Annotated in this window: 16 protein-coding genes; 7 read left to right on the top strand and 9 right to left on the bottom strand. The window is 73.6% G+C overall.

What is annotated here, in order from left to right:
• Positions 1 to 14 precede the first annotated feature (14 nt).
• Positions 15 to 386 (top strand): holo-ACP synthase, encoded by a 372-nt coding sequence (locus ACZ7D7_RS03700; RefSeq protein ID WP_470822038.1) that lies wholly within the window; start codon positions 15 to 17, stop codon positions 384 to 386.
• 69 nt (positions 387 to 455) lie between these two features.
• Here ACZ7D7_RS03700 and ACZ7D7_RS03695 read toward each other — a convergent pair whose 3' ends face one another.
• Positions 456 to 1,715 (bottom strand): hypothetical protein, encoded by a 1,260-nt coding sequence (locus tag ACZ7D7_RS03695; RefSeq protein WP_470822037.1) that lies wholly within the window; start codon positions 1,713 to 1,715, stop codon positions 456 to 458.
• A 149-nt stretch (positions 1,716 to 1,864) separates the two neighbouring features.
• On the opposite strand from ACZ7D7_RS03695, the gene ACZ7D7_RS03690 reads away from it, so the two are divergent.
• From ACZ7D7_RS03690 to tsaE, 5 genes are all read left to right on the top strand, one after another.
• Positions 1,865 to 3,382 carry an NAD(P)H-hydrate dehydratase gene (locus ACZ7D7_RS03690; protein ID WP_470822036.1) on the top strand — a complete coding sequence of 506 codons (1,518 nt, stop codon included), beginning with the start codon at positions 1,865 to 1,867 and terminating at the stop codon, positions 3,380 to 3,382.
• Positions 3,383 to 3,488: 106 nt separating this feature from the next.
• Positions 3,489 to 4,418: a L,D-transpeptidase gene (locus ACZ7D7_RS03685; protein WP_470822034.1), complete on the top strand. Its 930-nt coding sequence runs from the start codon at positions 3,489 to 3,491 to the stop codon at positions 4,416 to 4,418.
• A gap of 73 nt (positions 4,419 to 4,491) precedes the next feature.
• Entirely contained in the window at positions 4,492 to 5,676 is a 1,185-nt protein-coding gene (alr, locus tag ACZ7D7_RS03680; RefSeq protein ID WP_470822033.1) for an alanine racemase, read from the top strand.
• A gap of 219 nt (positions 5,677 to 5,895) precedes the next feature.
• The gene (locus ACZ7D7_RS03675; RefSeq protein WP_470822031.1) at positions 5,896 to 7,182 is read left to right on the top strand and encodes an alpha/beta fold hydrolase; all 1,287 of its coding nucleotides are present in this window, start codon (positions 5,896 to 5,898) and stop codon (positions 7,180 to 7,182) included.
• Positions 7,136 to 7,720, top strand: a complete 585-nt coding sequence (tsaE, locus tag ACZ7D7_RS03670) for a tRNA (adenosine(37)-N6)-threonylcarbamoyltransferase complex ATPase subunit type 1 TsaE (protein WP_470822029.1) — start codon at positions 7,136 to 7,138, stop codon at positions 7,718 to 7,720. Before ACZ7D7_RS03675 ends, tsaE begins: the two co-directional genes overlap by 47 nt.
• Before the next feature lie 63 nt (positions 7,721 to 7,783).
• On the opposite strand, the gene ACZ7D7_RS03665 is transcribed toward tsaE, so the two are convergent.
• The 4 genes from ACZ7D7_RS03665 to ACZ7D7_RS03650 are packed head-to-tail and all read right to left on the bottom strand — an operon-like array spanning position 7,784 to position 12,004.
• Entirely contained in the window at positions 7,784 to 9,379 is a 1,596-nt protein-coding gene (locus ACZ7D7_RS03665) for an acyl-CoA mutase large subunit family protein (protein WP_470822028.1), read from the bottom strand.
• A gap of 27 nt (positions 9,380 to 9,406) precedes the next feature.
• Positions 9,407 to 10,117, bottom strand: a complete 711-nt coding sequence (locus tag ACZ7D7_RS03660) for a PIG-L deacetylase family protein (protein WP_470822452.1) — start codon at positions 10,115 to 10,117, stop codon at positions 9,407 to 9,409.
• Between the two features lie 19 nt (positions 10,118 to 10,136).
• Positions 10,137 to 10,688, bottom strand: coding sequence for a DUF6879 family protein (locus ACZ7D7_RS03655; protein ID WP_470822027.1), 552 nt, complete (start codon positions 10,686 to 10,688; stop codon positions 10,137 to 10,139).
• Positions 10,689 to 10,747: 59 nt separating this feature from the next.
• Positions 10,748 to 12,004 (bottom strand): MFS transporter, encoded by a 1,257-nt coding sequence (locus ACZ7D7_RS03650; RefSeq protein ID WP_470822025.1) that lies wholly within the window; start codon positions 12,002 to 12,004, stop codon positions 10,748 to 10,750.
• Between the two features lie 98 nt (positions 12,005 to 12,102).
• Between ACZ7D7_RS03650 and ACZ7D7_RS03645 the strand changes: the two genes are divergently transcribed.
• Entirely contained in the window at positions 12,103 to 12,558 is a 456-nt protein-coding gene (locus tag ACZ7D7_RS03645) for an SAM-dependent methyltransferase (RefSeq protein ID WP_470822023.1), read from the top strand.
• A gap of 26 nt (positions 12,559 to 12,584) precedes the next feature.
• Here ACZ7D7_RS03645 and ACZ7D7_RS03640 read toward each other — a convergent pair whose 3' ends face one another.
• From ACZ7D7_RS03640 to ACZ7D7_RS03625, 4 genes are all read right to left on the bottom strand, one after another.
• Positions 12,585 to 14,069 (bottom strand): FAD-dependent monooxygenase, encoded by a 1,485-nt coding sequence (locus ACZ7D7_RS03640; protein WP_470822022.1) that lies wholly within the window; start codon positions 14,067 to 14,069, stop codon positions 12,585 to 12,587.
• Positions 14,066 to 14,590 carry a truncated hemoglobin gene (locus ACZ7D7_RS03635; protein ID WP_470822021.1) on the bottom strand — a complete coding sequence of 175 codons (525 nt, stop codon included), beginning with the start codon at positions 14,588 to 14,590 and terminating at the stop codon, positions 14,066 to 14,068. Before ACZ7D7_RS03635 ends, ACZ7D7_RS03640 begins: the two co-directional genes overlap by 4 nt.
• 17 nt (positions 14,591 to 14,607) lie before the next feature.
• Positions 14,608 to 15,699, bottom strand: coding sequence for a peptidogalycan biosysnthesis protein (locus tag ACZ7D7_RS03630; protein WP_470822019.1), 1,092 nt, complete (start codon positions 15,697 to 15,699; stop codon positions 14,608 to 14,610).
• Between the two features lie 98 nt (positions 15,700 to 15,797).
• The gene (locus ACZ7D7_RS03625; RefSeq protein ID WP_470822018.1) at positions 15,798 to 15,956 is read right to left on the bottom strand and encodes a hypothetical protein; all 159 of its coding nucleotides are present in this window, start codon (positions 15,954 to 15,956) and stop codon (positions 15,798 to 15,800) included.
• Between the last annotated feature and the right edge of the window lie 390 nt (positions 15,957 to 16,346).

Raw genomic sequence — 16,346 nt, 5'->3', positions numbered from 1 at the left:
CATAGGCTGCCCCCATGAGCATCATCGGGGTCGGCATCGACGTCGCCGAGATCGAGCGGTTCGCGGCGTCGCTCGCGCGTACGCCCGCGATGGCGCGGCGGCTGTTTCTGGACAGCGAGTTGTACCTGGACAGCGGGGAGCGGCGGGGCGTCGCCTCCTTGGCGGCGCGGTTCGCCGCCAAGGAGGCGCTCGCCAAGGCGCTCGGGGCGCCGGCCGGGCTGCACTGGACCGACGCCGAGGTGTACGTGGAGGACAGCGGGCAGCCGCGGCTGCGGGTGTCCGGGACCGTCGCCGCGCGGGCGGCCGAGCTGGGCGTGCGGTCGTGGCACGTGTCCCTCAGCCACGACGCGGGGATCGCGTCGGCCGTCGTGATCGCCGAGGGGTGAGGCGGCGGACCCGGGGCGGGAGAGGATCCCGCGGTGGGCGCCGGGAGCCGCCTCACCCCCGTCAGCGCGTCAGCAGATCGACTGGGTGCTGTTGACCAGCGTGTTGTTGCGGAACGTGGTGTTCGTGCCGCACGGGCTCTCCCTGATGGCGGAGTTCGTCACCGTCAGGTTCTGGATGGTGATGTCGGCGTTGTTCGGGAACTCCGTGCGGGCCGCGAGGCGGATCTCGCCGCCGCCGTACACCGTGCCGCTCTGGGCGGCGATGTTCACGTTGTAGCAGTTCTCCACGAGGATCGCGTTGCTGCCGGTGTGGGAGATGTTGACCCGGTCGATGACCGCGCCGCCGCTCTCCGACACGCAGAACACGCCGCGCCCGCCGCCCCGGGCGACGACCTCGCCGACCCGGATGTTGGTCGGATAGCCGCTGCCCACGTGGCCGTTGCGGTTGGCCATGCGGAAGGCGGCGTAACCCGTGCCGGTGCCCGCGCCGTCCGCGTCGACCTTCGTCACCGTGGCGTTGATCGTCTGGTTGAACAGCAGGCCGGACTCGCCGACGTTGCGGGCGGTCACCGTGCCGATGGTGATGCCGTCGACGCCGTACGTCTCGACCGCGTGGCTGGACGCGCCGGAGACGTACACGGAGTCGATGCGGACGTTCCTCGTCCACTGGCTGGTGTCGCCGCGGTTGTCGATGCGGACGCCGAGGCCCGCCGACAGACGCATGTCGATCTGGCCCAGGACCACGTTCTGGACGTTGCGCAGGAAGATCCCGTACAGCGGTGTGCCCGTGACGTTGAGGTGCTGGACCTCGATGTCGCGCGTGCCGCGTGAGTAGACCGGCGCCTGGTCGCCCGTGCCGCTGCCGGTGACGTTGATCGTGCCGCACACGTCGAGGGCGGTGTAGCTGGGCAGGGAGATGCGGGAGCCGGCGGACATGGAGCCGGAACCGCGCACCACGACCCGCTCCTTCGCCGTGCGGCCCGACGTCAGGCTGCCGATGGCCGCCTGCACGGCCGAGCGCAGGTCGCCGCCGGTGTAGACGACGCGCGTGCCGCGCCGGGCGGTCCAGGTGCCGCCGCTGAGCACGGCCTCGGCGTGGTACGTGCCCTCGCCGCAGGCGGCCGCGGCGGCGGTCCCGGCCACGGCGGTCCACGCCGCGCGCTCCGAGGCGGGGGCAGGGGCGGGGGCCGCGGTGGCCGACGCGGTCAGGGTGCCCGCCGCGGTCAGCAGGGCGAGGGCGCCGGCGGTCGCGAGGCGGGCGTGCCCGCGCCCGGTCCTGAAGGTGGGGAGTACGGCCTTCCAAAGGGGGAGTACGGCTCTGCGTCCCATGGGGACGGTCCTCCGCTCGTCGAGTCGAACCGATGCGTATGAATCGATTCACCTGTGGGGGTGGCCGAGTGTGGCAAGGGCATGGCAAGCGGTCAATCGGTCCCGTCGGATATCGAGAACTTTCGGCGCCGTGCGGGACACTCGTCCTCATGCGTAGTGCCTACAGCGTCGAGACCGTCAGGACCGCCGAACGCCGCCTCATGGAGCGGCTCCCCGAGGGCGCGCTGATGCAGCGCGCCGCCGCCGGACTCGCCGCCGCCTGCGCCGAGTTGCTCGGGCGCGTGTACGGCAGCCGCGTCGTCCTGCTCGTCGGCAGCGGCGACAACGGCGGCGACGCCCTCTACGCCGGCGCCCGCCTCGCCCGGCGCGGCGCGGGCGTCACGGCCGTGCCGCTCGCCCCCGGGCGGGCCCACGCGGGCGGTCTCCTGGCGCTGCGCAGGGCCGGCGGCTCGGTCACCGGCACCGCTGACGCCGAAGGCCTGATCGCGCGCGCCGACCTCGTCGTGGACGGCATCGTCGGCATCGGCGGCAAGGGCGGGCTGCGGCCGGACGCGGTGCCGCTCGCGGAGGCCGCCGCGCGGTCCCGGGCAGCCGTCGTCGCCGTCGACCTGCCGAGCGGCGTGGACGCGGACACCGGCGAGGTGCGCGGGGCGGCGCTGCGGGCCGATCTGACGGTGACGTTCGGGACGCACAAGCCGGGGCTGCTCGTAGACCCGGCGCGGGGGTACGCCGGTTCGGTACGGCTGGTCGACATCGGCCTGGGCCCCGAACTGCCCGCCGAGCCCGTGCTGGAGGCCCTCCAGCACGCGGACGTGGCCCGGCTGCTGCCCGTGCCGGGCGCCGAGAGCGACAAGTACCGGCGCGGTGTCGTCGGCATCGCCGCAGGGTCCGCGCGCTACCCCGGCGCCGCCGTCCTCGCCGTGTCCGGCGCGCTGCGGGGCGGCGCCGGGGCCGTCCGGTACGTCGGCCCCGCCGGGGACGCCGTCGTCGCCCGCTTCCCCGAGACGCTCGTGTCGGACCGGGGCCCGAGGAAGGCGGGCCGCGTGCAGGCGTGGGTCACGGGACCCGGCGCCGGTGACGACGCGGGCACCGTAGCCGAGGTGCTGACGGCCGACGTGCCCGTGCTGATCGACGCCGACGGGCTGCGGCTGGCCGACCGGGACGCCGTACGGGCCCGTACCGCGCCGACCCTGATGACCCCGCACGCCGGAGAGGCCGCCGCGCTGCTCGGCGTGTCCCGCGAGGAGGTCGAGGGGGCGCGTCTCGCGGCGGTGCGGGAGCTGGCGGCCCGGTACTCGGCGACGGTGCTGCTGAAGGGGTCGACGACGCTGGTCGCCGATCCGGCGGGCGGGCCGGAGGGCGGTCCGGCGGGTGGGCCCGAGGGTGCGGCGGGCGGGCCCGTGAGGGTGAACGCGACCGGGACGTCCTGGCTGGCCACCGCAGGGAGCGGCGACGTGCTGTCGGGGCTCGCCGGGTCGCTGCTGGCGGCCGGTCTGCCGGCGCGGGACGCGGGCAGCGCGGCGGCGTATCTGCACGGGCTGGCCGGGCGTTTCGCCTCCGACGGCGCACCGGCCGGCGCGCACGACGTGGCGTCGGCACTGCCGGACGCGTGGCGGGATGTGCGGGACGCTCGGGATATGCGGGACACGCGGGATATGCGGGACTGAAGGGAGCGGGCGGGGATTTCGGGGCCCGCGCTTCGGTCCGTACGTCCGAGTGACTTGCCGAGCGCGCCGTCCCCGTCGGCCGTCCGGGTCACGCTTCTCTGATCGCATGATCAGCAGACGTGTGGTGCGTCGGGGTGTCGCGGCGTTGCTCGCCGCCGTTGTGCTTCTGCCCGTCGAGGTCGCCTCGGGGGTGCCCGGCGCTCCCGTGCCGCCCGGCGCCGGGCCGGAGGGGCGGTGGGTGGGGCGGTCGGCGGGCGGGCAGGAGCCGGGGCCGTTCCGGCCGGGGGCGGGGCCCTTCAGGCCGGGGGCGCTGGACACGCCCGACCAGGCGCTTCCGCCGCAGGTGTACACGCCGAGCGCCGCCGAGGACGCCGTGGAACCGCCGGACGCTCCGCAGGGCACCGACGACCTCGTCGAGCACATCCCGCCCGGCGGGGCGGACCCGCGCGCGGGGTGCACGCGACGGACCGGGCCGTACCAGCGGCAGGCCGAGCGGTGGCTGGGGCTGAGGGTCGACGGCCGCCAGTCTCCCGCCGACTGCCGGGCCATCCGCGCCTTCCAGCAGTGGCAGAGCATCAAGCCCGCCGTCGGGTACGCGGGCGCCGTCACCTGGGCGCGGATGCGGCTCGTCTCCGCGCAGCTCGCCCCGAACGCCGGACGCAAGTGCCCCGTACGCGCGTACCGCATCGCCTGCGTCGACCTCGGCAGGCAGCTGGCCTGGGTGCAGAAGGGCAGGAAGGTGCTGTTCGGACCCGTGCCGATCCGCAGCGGGCGGGCCGGATACCGGACCAGGACCGGCTGGCACCGCGTCTACTGGCGGCACAAGAACCACTGGTCGACGCTCTACCACACGCCCATGCCATACGCGCAGTTCTTCAGCGGCGGCCAGGCCTTCCACGGCATCCACGGCAACATCCACGCCCGGCCGGGCTCCATGGGATGCGTCAATCTGCGCGTCCGGGACGCGCGCCGGCTGTGGAGCGTGCTGCGCAAGGGGGACCGGGTGTACGTGTGGGGCCGGAAGCCCGGCACCTGACGACCACGCGCCCGACCGGGCTGCCGCCGGGCCCGGCCGGGCTGTCCGGGCCCTCTGAGAGACTGGGGGCGCGATGACTGAGACAGCAAGCCCGCGGACGGCACCCCTGCGCGCCCGCGCCGAGATCGATCTGGCCGCCCTGCGGGCCAACGTGCGCGCGCTGCGCGCCCGGGCCGCCGGGTCCGCCCTCATGGCCGTGGTCAAGTCCGAGGCGTACGGCCACGGCGCGCTGCCCTGCGCCCGCGCGGCCGTCGCGGCCGGCGCGACCTGGCTCGGCACGGCGACGCCCGAGGAGGCGCTCGCCCTGCGCCGCTCCGGGAGCCTGCCGCCGGACGTCCGGATCATGTGCTGGCTGTGGACGCCGGGCGGGCCCTGGCGCGAGGCGATCGAGGCCGACCTCGACGTGTCGGTCAGCGGCATGTGGGCGCTGCGCGAGGTCACCGGGGCCGCCCGGCGGGCGGGCCGCCCCGCGCGCGTGCAGCTCAAGGCCGACACGGGCCTCGGGCGCAACGGCTGCCAGCCCGGCGACTGGGCCGAGCTGGTCGCCGAGGCCCGGCGCGCCGAGGCCGACGGCCTCCTGCGCGTCACCGGCCTGTGGTCCCACTTCGCCTGCGCCGACGAGCCGGGCCACCCCTCCATCGCCGCGCAGCTCACCCGCTTCCGGGACATGCTGGCCCACGCCGAGGCACAGGGCGTCCGCCCCGAGGTGCGGCACATCGCCAACTCGCCCGCCACGCTCACGCTTCCCGAGGCCCACTTCGACCTCGTACGGACGGGCATCGCGCTCTACGGCATCTCGCCGAGCCCCGAGATCGGCGTCCCGGCCGACTTCGGGCTGCGCCCCGTGATGACGCTGTCGGCCTCGCTGGCCCTGGTCAAGCACGTGCCCGGCGGTCACGGCGTGAGCTACGGGCACCACTACACGACCCCCGGCGAGACCACCCTCGGCCTCGTCCCCGTCGGATACGCGGACGGCATTCCCCGGCACGCCTCCTCGGCCGGCCCGGTCCTGGTGGACGGCAAGTGGCGTACGGTCGCGGGGCGCGTGGCGATGGACCAGTTCGTCGTCGACCTCGGCGGCGACGCGCCGTTGCCCGGCACGGAGGCGGTGCTGTTCGGCCCGGGCGACCGCGGCGAGCCCACCGCGGAGGACTGGGCGCAGGCCGCGGGGACCATCGCGTACGAGATCGTCACCCGGATCGGATGGCGGGTCCCGCGCGTCTATGTGAACGAGGAGCCGGAACCGCGGGACGGGTGACCAACGCGGCGACGCCCCGGGGCCCGCGCCCTGGCGTCGACGGGTGGCCGGGGGACGGCGACCCGCACGGCGGGCGAACGGCGAGGGCGGGCGGCGAGGGCGGGCGGTTTCCGGACGGGGCCGGGCGGGACCGGGCGGGACTGCCCGGGTCGGGAGCGGACGGGACCGGCCTGGACTGGACGGGACTGGACGGGACTGCGCGGCGATGAGGAGGGGTTCGTGAGCGAGAGCAACGCGGAGGCCGTGGCGCACGCCGCCACGGCGGCCGCCGCGTCCGCGGCCCGCGGCGCCGCGGCGGCCGGCGGAGCGGCGGGCACCTGGCGCCGGGCCGGCATCGCGGGCGCCGCGATAGGCATCGTCGCGGCCGGCGCGGCGGCCGGCGTCGCGATAGAGCGGCTCACCGTCGGGCGCGGCATGCGCCAGAAGGCCCGGCTCGCGCTCGACTCGGCGGGCCCGTACGGCGGGCTGCGCGGCATGCCCGGCAAGGCGTACGCCGAGGACGGCACCGAGCTGTACTACGAGGTCGACGACGTGGAGCCGGATGCCGCCGGTGCGACCGGGCCGCGCCGCAGGCGACTGTTCGGCCGCAAGGCGCCCGCGCCCGTCACCGTGGTGTTCAGCCACGGCTACTGCCTGAGCCAGGACTCCTGGCACTTCCAGCGCGCCGCGCTGCGCGGCGTGATCCGCACCGTGCACTGGGACCAGCGCAGCCACGGCCGCTCCGGGCGGGGCGTGGCCCAGGTGGAGGACGGCGCGCCGATCACCATCGACCAGCTCGGCCGCGACCTGAAGGCCGTCATCGACGCCGCCGCTCCCGAGGGGCCGCTCGTGCTGGTCGGCCACTCGATGGGCGGCATGACGGTGATGGCGCTGGCCGACCAGTACCCCGAGCTGATCCGCGAGCGCGTCGTCGGCACGGCCCTCGTCGGCACCTCGTCGGGGCGGCTCGGCGAGGTCAACTTCGGTCTTCCGGTGGCCGGGGTCAACGCGGTGCGGCGGGTGCTGCCCGGGGTGCTGAGGGCGCTGGGGCAGCGGGCCGAGCTGGTGGAGAAGGGGCGCCGGGCGACGGCCGACCTGTTCGCCGGGATCATCAAGCGGTACTCGTTCTCCTCGCGGGACGTCGACCCCGCCGTCGCCCGGTTCGCCGAGCGGATGATCGAGAGCACGCCGATCGACGTGGTCGCCGAGTTCTACCCGGCGTTCACCGACCACGACAAGACGGAGGCGCTCGCCCACTTCCGGGAGATACCGCTGCTGGTGCTGGCCGGGGTCGGCGACCTCGTCACGCCGAGCGAGCACAGCGAGGCCATCGCCGACCTGCTGCCGGACGCGGAACTCGTGCTCGTGCCGGACGCCGGGCACCTCGTGATGCTGGAGCACCCGGAAGTGGTCACGGACCGCCTCGCCGACCTGCTCACGCGCGTCGGCGCGGTGCCCGCAGGGGCTACCGTGGGTGGCTATGGAAGCACCAGCAGCACCGCACAACCCGGGCGGCAACCCGGCTGACGTCCCGGTCGGCGACCCGGCCGGCCGTCCGGGCGACGCCCCGGCGGCCGACGCGACGGGCACCCGGCTGACGATCACCTCGCCCGACCGGATGAAGGAGCTGGGGCGCAGACTCGCCAAACTGCTGCGCGCCGGTGACCTCGTGATGCTCTCCGGCGAGCTGGGCGCGGGCAAGACGACCCTGACCCGGGGGCTCGGCGAGGGCCTGGGCGTGCGCGGCGCCGTCACGTCCCCGACGTTCGTCATCGCGCGCGTGCACCCGTCGCTCGGCGACGGCCCGCCTCTCGTGCACGTCGACGCCTACCGGCTGTCCGGCGGCCTGGACGAGATGGAGGACCTCGACCTCGACGTCTCGCTGCCGGAGTCGGTGATCGTCGTCGAGTGGGGCGAGGGCAAGGTCGAGGAGCTGACCGAGGACCGCCTCCAGGTCGTCATCCACCGCGCCGTGGGAGACACGACGGACGAGGTGCGGCACGTGACGTTCACCGGCCTCGGGGAGCGCTGGGCGGCGGCGGACCTGAGCGTGCTGACGGCCTGACCGGCCGCGGCCCGGGTGCGGGCGCGGCCGGACAGGCGTCGATGGCGTCCTGGGGCGGCGTGGTCAGAAGGCGTCGGTGGGGAGGTAGGTGCCCCACACCTCGCGCAGCGCGTCGCAGACCTCGCCGACCGTGGCACCGGCGGAGAGAGCCTCCTTCATCGGGTACAGGACGTTGTCGGTGCCCCCGGCCGCCTTCTTCATCCGGGTGAGCGCCTCGTCCACCCGGCCGAACTCCCGCCAGGCCCGCAGCTTGCACAGCCGCTCCGCCTGCTGCGCCTCGATGGCCGGATCGACGCGGAGCGGCTCGTACGGTTCCTCCTCGTCGAGCTGGAAGCGGTTGACGCCGACGACCACGCGCTCGCCCGCGTCGGTCTCCTGCGCGATGCGGTACGCGTTGCGCTCGATCTCGGCCTTCTGGAAGCCCTGCTCGATCGCGCCGACGGCACCGCCCAACTGCTCGATCCTTCCCATGAGTTCGAGCGCGGCCACCTCGACGTCGTCGGTCATGCTCTCGATCACGTAGGAGCCGGCGAACGGGTCCACGGTCGCGGTCACGTCCGTCTCGTGGGCCAGGACCTGCTGCGTGCGCAGCGCGAGGCGGGCCGACTTGTCGGTGGGCAGGGCGATGGCCTCGTCGAAGGAGTTGGTGTGCAGGGACTGCGTGCCGCCCAGCACCGCGGCGAGTGCCTGGACCGAGACACGGACCAGGTTCACCTCCGGCTGCTGGGCCGTCAGTGCCACCCCTGCCGTCTGGGTGTGGAAGCGCAGCATCAGCGACTTGGGGTTCTTCGCGCCGAACTCCTCGCGCATCACCCGCGCCCAGATCCGGCGGGCGGCACGGAACTTGGCGACCTCCTCCAGGATCGTCGTCCGCGCGACGAAGAAGAACGACAGCCGCGGGGCGAAGTCGTCGACGTCCATGCCGGCCGCGACGGCGGTACGGACGTACTCGATGCCGTCGGCCAGCGTGAACGCGATCTCCTGCGCGGGCGAGGCGCCCGCCTCGGCCATGTGGTAGCCGGAGATCGAGATGGTGTTCCACTTCGGGATCTCGGCCCGGCAGTACTTGAAGATGTCCGCGATCAGCCGCAGCGAGGGCTTCGGCGGGAAGATGTACGTGCCCCGGGCGATGTACTCCTTGAGCACGTCGTTCTGGATGGTCCCCGTCAGCTTGTCGGCGCTGACGCCCTGCTCCTCGGCGACGAGTTGGTACAGCAGCAGCAGTACCGCGGCGGGGGCGTTGATCGTCATCGACGTCGACACCTTGTCCAGCGGGATCCCGCCGAACAGCACCCGCATGTCGTCGATCGAGTCGATCGCGACACCGACCTTGCCGACCTCGCCCGAGGCGATCGGCGCGTCGGAGTCGTGGCCCATCTGCGTCGGCAGGTCGAACGCCACCGACAGGCCCATCGTGCCGTTGGCGATGAGCTGCTTGTAACGGGCGTTCGACTCCGCAGCGGTGCCGAAGCCGGCGTACTGGCGCATCGTCCAGGGCCGGCCCGTGTACATCGACGGGTACACGCCCCGCGTGAACGGGTATGTCCCTGCCTCGCCCAGTCGTGCCGCGGGATCCCAGTGGGCGAGCGCGTCCGGCCCGTAGACCGGCTCGATGGGAATGCCCGACTCGGAATTGCGCACCCGGTGCCTCGCCTCCATGACTGTTCCTCCCGTTGACGACCGGAGTCAGACGCCGATCAGCTCGAAGGCGATGGCCGGTACGCCCCCGAATCGGCTGCCGAAGGTGCGGACCTTGCGTTCCAGGAACGCGCGGGCGTCGGCCATGGGGTGGTCCGGGCCCAGGTAGTCGAGGTAGCTGCGGTGGGCGGACAGCGCGGCCACTCCCTTCTCCCAGCAGTCGCTCACGTCCACGGCGTGTTCGGCCGCGGGGGAGCCGCCCACCGCCACGTAACGCACGCCCTTCCACGGGGCGAGCCCCTCCTCCAGCAGCTCGGGGAAGACCCACCGGTTTCCCGCGTCGCCCGCCGCGTCCAGCAGGGCGCGGCCGACATGGCGGTGGTCCGGGGAGTTCCAGTCACCGCCCCGCCAGCGCTCGTGGAAGTTGAGCGTGATGAGGATCTCCGGGCGGTGGCGGCGAATCGCGGCGGCGATGTCGCGGCGCAGCGGCAGCCCGTACTCCACCACGCCGTCCCGGTGGTCCAGGAAGGTCACGTCGCCGACCCCGACCAGCGCCGCCGCCTCGATCTCCTCGCGCTCCCGGAGCCGGGCGGCCTCCTCCGGGTCGACGGTGTCCATTCCGGCCTCACCGCGGGTGACCATCACGTACCCGACCTCGCGGCCCTGTGCCGTCCAGCCCGCGATCGCGCAGGCAGGTCCGTATTCCAGGTCGTCGGGGTGCGCGACGACGGCGAGCGCCCGCTGCCAGTCGTCGGGCATCGGCAGGTACGGCGCCGGCTCAGACACGGTGCGGCTCGCCCTCGGCGCCCTCGGGGTGCCACTCCGGGACGAAGTCGGCGTGGTCGACGGCGCGCTGCCACACGGCCTCGAACGCCTCCGTGCACTGGCGGATCAGCTTGGGGTCCTCGGAGAACTCGTGGGGGCCCCAGTTGCCGTCGCCGTGGAAGTGGGTGAAGCGCACCAGGCTGTCGTCGAACACCCAGAAGTCGTTGCCGGGCAGCATCAGGTCCGAGGCCTGCCGGCGGGGCAGCCAGCGCACCTTCTCGCCCGCGGGGACGTTGACGATGGTGGTCGTCTCCCACTCGTACTGGATGAAGTCCGTCACCGGTTCCGAGACGATGCGGGCCCGCCGCCAGTCGACGCCCCGGCCGACGGTCTCCCCGACCAGGTCCACCCAGTCCAGGTGGCGGTCGTACTCGATGGGCATGCCCTTCTGCCAGTCCACGAACACGGGACCCTTCGGGGTGTACACGTCCCGGGTCTCCAGGTGGATCGCCGAGTGCTTGGCCTGCCGGATCAGATCGGAGAAGGCGGGAAGGTCGCTGGACATGAGAGGTACTCCTCGGGTGTAGGGATTCAACGGGTCTGTGGGTCTGGAAGCGGGCGGAGTCAGGGGCCCGGCTGCGGCACCTTCGGCACCGGCTCCTCGTCCGGGACACGGGTGCGCTCCGCCCAGCGGACGGCCGGGCCGCCGGCGGCGAGCGCGGCGAGGAACATGGCGGCGAGCAGCAGCCAGCCCGTCGCGCCGAGCAGGTCCGGGACCGTGGTCACCAGGGTCGGTCCGGCGATGAGGGCGAGCGCGTCGCCGGTCGCGAAGACGCCTCCGTACTGTCCCTGGGCGCCCGCCGGGGCGAGTTCGTAGCGCAGTCCCCAGCGCGCCCCCTCGCCCCAGATCTCGCCGAGGGTGAACAGCACGGCGGCGGCCACCAGCACGGCCGCGGCCACCGCGCTGGGCAGCGCACCGGTCATGGTGACCGCCGCACACGCGACGGCCAGGACGACGAACGTGATGCGCTGAAGCCGGGCGGCTCCGCGCACGGTGTCGGCATCGCGTGCCAGCCGCACCTGGAGGAAGACCACCATCAGGGTGTTGACCAGCATCAGCCAGGCGGCGAGGGCGCGCGGCGCGTCGGTGTGGGTCACCAGCCAGACGGGAACGCCGAGCGCGAGCGCGGTCGGACCGATCCTGGCGATGCCCGACACCTGGGCCACCAGCACGTACGGCACGTCGCGGATCGCGCGGGCCGGCCGGCGCTCGCGCGGGGCGCCCGGCGCGTGGCCGGGAACGTGCGGCAGTCGCAGGTACAGCCCGGCGACCAGCACCATCGCCACGGCGTTGACCCAGAACAGGGCGAGATAGGCGCTGGTCGAGTCGGCCGCGATGACCAGACCCGCGGCGAGGGACGCCAGCGAGAAGCCGCCGTTGAAGACGCTGCGCATGTACGCGGACAACCGGACGCGGCCCTCCCGGCCCATGACGCCGGAGATCAGGGCACCGCGCGCCACATGACCGCTCTGTTCGGCCATCCCGTGGGCGGCGGCCGCCAGCAGGTACGTCTCGAAGGAGCGGGCGAAGACCGCGGCGATCAGCGCGACCGCCTTGCCCAGCGCGAACAGGGCGGTGACGCCCCGGGGCCCGAACCGGTCGGCGAGGTGCCCGACCGGTACGCCCAGCGGCAGCGCCAGGATGCCCGCGAGCGACAGCCCGATCCCCACCTGGCCGGGGGAGAGGCCGACCTTCTGCACGAAATAGACGGCACCGCCCGTGACGTACAGTCCGTTGCCGAGGCTGGCGACGGCGGTGCACAGGACGAGCAGCCGGCCGGGGCCGGGCTCCGGCAGCAGTTTCGACATCAACCGCGCCACGACGGAACCTCCTCGGTGCGTTGTGAAGTTGACGTCGCGCTGGACCGGCCGACACCCTTGGCCGGGCTCCGCCGCCCGGGACGTGGAAGGACTGCCGGATGAAGCCGATCAGCCCCATCGGAGTGGTGCGCGGTGAGCGCCGCGAGGCGGCGTCGTACGACGAGTGGGGAGAGGTGCTCTCCCGGATCGAGCTGGACCCCGACGTGCTCGCCGAGACGGCGACCCTGGGCCTCGACGCCTACTCGCACATCGAGGTGGTCTTCTCGTTCCACCGGGCGGTGCGGACCTGTGAGGGAGCCCAGCACCCCCGCGGCAATCCCGACTGGCCCCTGACCGGCATCCTCGCGCAGCGCGCCCCCAACCGGCCCAACCACCTCGGCGTGACCGTGTGCGAGCTGACGGCGGTCGACGGGCTGACCCTGACGGTGCGTGCCCTGGACGCCATCGACGGCACGCCGGTGCTCGACGTCAAGCCGTATCTGCCGGAGTTCGCTCCGCGGGGCGAGGTGCGCGTGCCGGACTGGTCCCGCGAGTTGATGAGCCGCTACTTCTGAGGCCCCGCGGGCCGCCGCCCGGCCCGTCACCACCGGGCCACCAGGTCTGTGCGGCCCGCGGCGATCAGGGTGTTGGCCTCGTCGCGGGTCATCTCCTCGGGGACCAGGAGCGCGACCGGCACGGAGACGGAGGCGCGCAGCCGGTTCGCGGGCTCGCTCCTGGTCACCCGGCCGTGCCCCGGGCGTGCGGGCACGGCCACGAAGTCCACACCGGCCGACAGCCGGCCGGGGAAACGCTCGACCACCAGGCCCACCGCGCCGGTGCCGTCCGGGCCGCGCAGGACACAGCGGTCGCCGCGGCGCTCCAGGCGCACCAGGCGATGCGTCAGCCGTACGGGTCCCACGGTCAGCGGCACGTCGACCGGTTCGGCGTCGGTGGGCCGGCCGGCGAGCGCCGCCACGGTGTCGGCGACGAACTCCGGGTCGCGCTCCTTGAGCCGGTGGAACGAGTTGGCCCGGCGGCGGCTGCGCAGCGCGAACACCGTCTGGTGTCCCCGCAGCCGGCCGTCGCGGCAGAGCTGCTCGAACCACGCGGTGCTCTCCCGCGCCTCCGCCTGCGCCTGCTCCACGACGGGCCGGCGCGCCGCCTCGTAGGCCGCGAACGCGGCCGGGAGACCGGGGTGTTCCGCGATCGCGCGGGCCAGGCACACCGCGTCGTCGATGGCCAGGGCGGTGCCCGAGCCGGTCGAGAAGTGGACCGTGTGCGCGGCGTCCCCGACGAGGACCGTACGGTCGTGGAACCAGCGCCGGTTGGCGACGGTGCGGAACGGCTGCCAGCTCGTCGTCCGGGCCGTCAGCGGAGCACCGGCCAGCTCGGTGTGGAACAGCCCCGCCAGTTTCCGTTCGATGTCGGCGAGCGGCGGGGCGTACAGGTCGTGGGCGTTGAGGGTGTCCGGGTCGGCCTCCACGATGAAGGTGCTCTCGGCCGGGCCGTGCGGATAGGCGTGCACGACGACGGTTCCGGGGCCCAAGTCGCGTATCAGGAAGCAGGGTTCGACCACGGCGGGGGTGCTCAGCCACAGGAACCGGGTGCGGCCGGCCGCCGTCGTCGTGCCGAAACGATGCCGCAGCGCGCGGCGTTGGGTGCTGCCCGCGCCGTTCGCCAGCACCACGACGTCGGCGTTCTCCGGCCGGCCCGTCATGGCCTTCCGGATCAGGCGCACGTTGGCGTGGGCGGCGGCCAGGTCACGGACGTGCGTGCGGAAGGCCTGCCGGGAGATGCCGGACATGCCGAAGGCGCCCGAGACGATGCGCTCCTCGCCGACCACGGTGACCGTGTGGTCCCAGGAGGCGGAGGCGGACTCGGGCACGCGCAGCGCCGCCGGGTGGACGGCGTTCAGCCGCTCGGCGAAGTCGTGGGTCATGACGATCCCGGCGCCCGGTCCCTCGTCGTCCCGGTCGTACAGGTCGATCGCCACGCCGGGTAGCAGCCGGGCGAGTTCCAGCGCGCAGACACTGCCCGCCGGCCCGCCGCCGACCACGGCCACCGACCGGATCGGGGCCGTGCTCACGCGGGCGTTCCGTCCCAGTGGAAGCGCTCCCCGCGGGCCAGCGCGGCTCCCCGCGAGACCGCGGTCATCTCGCCGCTCGCGATCTTCATGATGGTCAGGAACTCGTCGAAGTGCGGCTGCGGCGCGTCCAGCGCGGTGCCGGCCTCACGCATCAGAGTCAGCCAGCGCATCCGCTGCTCCCGGGTGATCAGGAAGTGCGCGTGCGCCTGGTGCATGCGCGGGTCCCAGGCGGCGGCCAGGTCGTTGTCCCCGTACATGCGGCAGAAGTGCTGGGCGAGGCGGGCGGCGTGTCCCTCCCAGTCGGGCACCGGGAACAGCGGGGCGAGCACGTCGTCCACGGCGACGAGCTGGTAGAAGCGCCGGGTCAAGGCGTCGAAGAACGCGGCGCCGCCGATGCCGGCCCAGAAGTCGGCGACCTTTTGGTCGACCTGACCGGACGTCATGTGTTCGCCCGACTGGAGGCCCTGGTCGGCGACGAGCAGAACCTTCCCGTCGTGGCGGGGCTGTGGTGTCGAGGGCACGGGAGGGACCTCCGTGATCAGTCGAGCAGCAGTGCAGCTGCGGAGAGGGTGCTGACGGTGCAGCCGCGCAGCCGCTTGGCCTGCAGGGTGCCGAGTCCGTAGGCGAAGGAGCGGATGCCGTGCACGGGCGCCAGCTCGGCGGGGCGGTAGAACATGGTGGCGAAGTACGTGAACGAGGCGTCGTCGATTGTGTAGTCGCTGCCGCTCATCAGGACGGTCCACTGGTCGCCGTCGCGCACCAGCAGGGTGAAGGAGAGCAGCCTCCCGCGTTGCCGGGCCTCGACGACGAGGACGTTCCGCTCGCCGAAGTGCTCGCGCAGGTGGCGCAGCGAGCCGGCCTCGCGCTCCGCATCCGGCACCCCGCCGTACTTCGACACCAACTGGGCCCGTAGTTCGAGCAGTTCGGGCTCGCTGTCGCGCAGGGTGCGCTCCGTGAGGGTGATGTCCCGGGCGGCGATGTCCCGCAGCTCGCGGCGCACGGCGAAGCGCCGCTTGCGGGGCAGGCCGGCGATGTAGCCGTCGAGGTCCTGCCAGGTGACGTCCATGTCGCAGCGGTCGACCATGGGCACCACCGAGAAGCCCGCCCCGGTCAGGGCGTCGAGGAACTCGGGGTGGTCGGGGCGCAGGAACAGGGCCGAGACGCTGCGCAGGCCTTCCTCGCGGCACCAGGTCAGCAGCGCGTCCACGAACGCGCGCAGTGCTCGCGGGTCCCGGGCGGCGGGGCCGGCGGGCGCCGTCTCGTAGTTGGGGAACATCAGCAGGCAGCCGGGGAAGACCCGTTCGGCGGGCAGACCCGCCCAGGGATGCGGGCCGTCTGCGACGACGCCGTCGGCGGTCGAGCCGCCCGACAGCACGCGGTGCGGGTCGAAGCGGACGTGACCGGTCGCGGCCTCCATCACGCCACCGACCAGAGCGACTTCGTGTCCTCTGGGGCCGGGGAGCCCGAAGGTGCGGACGCCGCCGGGTACGCGTCCCGCCGCCAGGGTGATCCAGCGGCGGCGCAGTGTCGCCGGGGCGCTGCCGACCCAGTCGTCCCAGCCCTCGTCGACACCGGTCCGGACGTCCAGTGCGGCGGTGACGGACGGCGGTCGCAGGCGGTGTGCGGTCATCGAGGGGGTTCCTTCCGGTGCCGGAGGGCCGGTCCGGCCACGCCGCGCGCGACGGCATGGCCGGACCGGTGGAGACAGGTGGTGGTTCAAGCCACTGGCTAGGCCGCCACGAGGTCCCAGACTTCGGCCATGTCCCAGACCTCGGCGCGGTCCCAGACCTCCGCCAGGTCCCAGACCTCGGCCATGTCCCAGACCTCGGCCAGGTCCCAGACACCGAGGTCGTCGGCGGCCGGAACGGTTCGGCATGTGTCGTTCACGACGCTCCCCTTTCTGTGGAGAGTGGAGATGGGGTGGCCCGTTCGCCGCGGCCACCACGGCGCGTTTCGGGCGCCCGGGCCGAGGATCGCAGCTGGTACGACGGCTGGTCTTCTCCTTGATTGCTCGCCTTCACGTGTGTCCGTCAGTGGCATTTCTTGTGAACGGGCGAATTCACTGTAGTAACCCTCTAGGAATCGCAAGATTGAAGAAGACACCCGTTCCATGCCCTGTGACGATGGTCCGGTTGGCGCAACGCCGGCCGAGCCAGGGGTTCCCCCCACACCCGAGTCAGGCCGTTTTCTGCGAGTTCGGTCCCGTTTTTCAACCGTGCATTCTTCGCCGCCCACGACCTGTTCGGGTCCGAGGGGAGGGCGGGGCGCGCCATGCGA

It is taken from the genome of Streptomyces sp. NPDC037054, from assembly GCF_055606745.1.
Note: the sequence above shows the minus strand (reverse complement) of the source record. Positions and strands in the feature narration are given on the sequence as shown.